Below are 2,702 nucleotides of genomic sequence, written 5' to 3'. Positions count from 1 at the left end.
TATTGATCTTCATTCTTATAAACGATCGAAAATTGCCCAACTCGTTTCCTTTGTACCACAAAACTATGCTGTACATTTTCCCTTCACCGTTTATGAAACGGTTCTTATGGGGCGTTATCCCTATAAAGCAAATTTTTTCGATTATTCTCAGGAAGATCATCGCATCACCGTTTCTATTTTAGAGAAAACCGGCTTGATTGATTTGGCTTCCAAAAAAATTACCGAGATTAGTGGTGGAGAAAAACAACGAGTTGCCTTAGCTCGATCCTTTTGTCAACAAACACCAATTCTTTTACTTGATGAACCTTTTTCAAATTTAGATATTCATTATTCATTATTTTTTATTCAATTACTTAAAGACTTGGTTCGGAAGGGATCTCTTGTGGTTACTTCGGTTCACGATCTTTTTATGGCTCCTTTGTTAGCCGATCGAATTCTCTTCTTCGAACCTCAAGGAGTATCTTTGTATGTCAACAAAGAAAAAGCCTTACAACCCGAGGTTTTAAAAAGAGTTTTTCAAGTCGACCTGGATTTTCAATATCATGATGATAGTGAAATAAGATGGATTTATCCCAATTTCCAAAAAGAAAAGGAGGATATATTCAAATGAAAAAATTATTCATAGTTTTTAGTATCCTTTTTTTGTTATTTGCCCTATCAGGAATGGGAAGTACTCAGATTTCCATAACTGATGATCGTGGAATCGTGTTTCAGTTCGAACATCCAGTTCAACGAATTGTATCTCTCTATACTGCTCATACTGAGAACCTTTATTATCTCGGTGCAGAAGAACAAATTATAGGGATATCTGGGAGCGAGGATTACCCTCCATCGGTCAATAAAAAAACCGTATGTGATTATAGGTCCGATCCGGAAAAAATTATTGCTTTGAACCCTGATGTCGTACTTATCCGGGATTTTATCCTGGAACGCTATCCACGATTTGTTGAAACTTTGGAAAAAATTGGTATTCCAGTTATCAATCTCAATCCAGAAGACTGGAACGACCTCGAACCTTATTTAGTGAAATTGGGTATTATAACCGGGCGGGAGGAATCAGCACGACAACTCATCCAAGATCTTAATTCTGAAGCGAAAAGGTTTACCATTGATTCAGATGACCGCCCTCGTGTTTTTTTTGAAGCAATAAGTGATAAATTTTCCACTACTACTCCGGGAAGCATCGTTGATCAGCTCATCACGATGGCGGGTGGTTTAAATATTGCCTCTGATGCCGTTGCAACCTCACCCGATTCTCGGATTGCTGATTATGGTATTGAACGGTTGCTTTCTAAAGCTAAAGATATCGATATCTATATCGCCCAAACCGGTCGGATGAATCGAGTATCAGTTCCTTCTATCTATGAACGCCCCGGCTTTAATAATATTCGAGCTGTTCAAAACCGACAGGTATTCGTGGTTAATGAATCAATCGTCAGTCGTCCCACCCCGAGGCTTCTGTGGGGCCTGGAAGAATTGTTTAAAATATTCCATCTGAATAAAATCATCAGTTCCGAAAAATATACCAATCTTCACCAGATATCCAGGAAAGACTTCGTTACTTTGATGGTCCAAATAAACGGTATTCAACTCTACGTCCCAACATTAAAAGACTTTCAAAATAAAAAATCTTATTCTTATGGGAATTGTGTCGATCTTCAGTGGACTGATCCTGCCAGTAGATATGTAGAAACTCTCATTCATTTGGGAATCATCGATCCGGAAATGAAGGAAGAAAATTATTACTTTTATCCTGATAAACCCATCACCAGAAAAGAAGCTGCATTTTGGTTATATTGTTTACTTGACTTTGAACACCTTAAAAAAGATCGAATCCTTCCCTCAGATATAAGTCATTTAGATCGTCCTTACCAAACTGCCATAAAGATAACATACCAAGCTGGCATTTTTGATGGAATTTTATCTGATGATACCTTTTTACCCGATCAAACCCTCACCGGTAAAGAAGCTCTTCATATTTTGGAACAGTCCCAGCAAGCAGGAAAACGAATACACCCTTGGGATTAAAACTTAATCAAGAAGTTGATATCCACCAACAATCATATTTTTAAAGAGCAATAAACATTTGATGCTTCTTTCATCAAATGTTTATTGCTCTTTTTTATAGATGATATCAAAATTAGCTTCACCGCATTGAATTGGATTAAACACCCAATCTTTGACCCAGTTTTTCATCAAATGGATTTCTATGGGTTGAAATAAGGGTATTCCCAGGGCATGCTTATAAGCATCGATTTGAATATTTTCATACAATTTTTGCCGGGATTCTGGATTGGTTTCAATAAGTGCAGCATCAATCTGGTGATTCAAATTATTCTTAGCAAATTCAGCAAAACCCTCGCCTTGAGCTCCTCCAATTGCTCCATTACTGTGATAGTGACTAAAGATTAAGTTATGGGGGTCGGGATAATCAGCAATCCAGCTAATTACAATTGCAGGTAACTGACCTAATTTGAAAGAATCCAGAAAACTTGGCCATTGTATTCCCTGGATTTGTATTTTAAATCGAGGATTTAAAGATTCGATGTTTTCCTTTAGTATTTCACAGGCAGTCTGGAATACTTCATTTCCGGTATCATAAGCCAAGGTTACTTGAAAACCCTTATCCCAAATCTTGCCACCCCAAGCTTTTTGAAATTCTTCTTTGGCTTTTATCAAATCATATTCATACCGAGGAAGCT

At 37.2% G+C, this 2,702-nt stretch carries 3 protein-coding genes; 2 read left to right on the top strand and 1 reads right to left on the bottom strand.

All coding sequences use genetic code 11. The features are described from left to right. On the top strand, nucleotides 1-610 hold a 610-nt coding region (locus PLK24_RS10430; protein ID WP_324478898.1), incomplete at its 5' end, for an ABC transporter ATP-binding protein. Next, the gene (locus tag PLK24_RS10425; protein ID WP_324478896.1) at nucleotides 607-2,028 is read left to right on the top strand and encodes an ABC transporter substrate-binding protein; all 1,422 of its coding nucleotides are present in this window, start codon (nucleotides 607-609) and stop codon (nucleotides 2,026-2,028) included. The genes PLK24_RS10430 and PLK24_RS10425, both read left to right, overlap by 4 nt. Before the next feature lie 81 nt (nucleotides 2,029-2,109). On the opposite strand, the gene PLK24_RS10420 is transcribed toward PLK24_RS10425, so the two are convergent. Continuing rightward, nucleotides 2,110-2,702 (bottom strand): ABC transporter substrate-binding protein (locus PLK24_RS10420; protein ID WP_324478894.1); only part of this gene is annotated, 593 nt, incomplete at its 5' end.

Source organism: Atribacter sp., from assembly GCF_035418125.1.
Classification (GTDB): Bacteria; Atribacterota; Atribacteria; order Atribacterales; family Atribacteraceae; genus Atribacter; species Atribacter allofermentans.
This window is presented reverse-complemented; position numbering and strand designations above follow the sequence as displayed.

Excerpts from the sequence above, each read along its gene's own strand:
- PLK24_RS10425 (WP_324478896.1), top strand. The coding sequence starts at position 607 with ATGAAAAAATTATTCATAGTTTTTAGTATCCTTTTTTTGTTATTTGCC.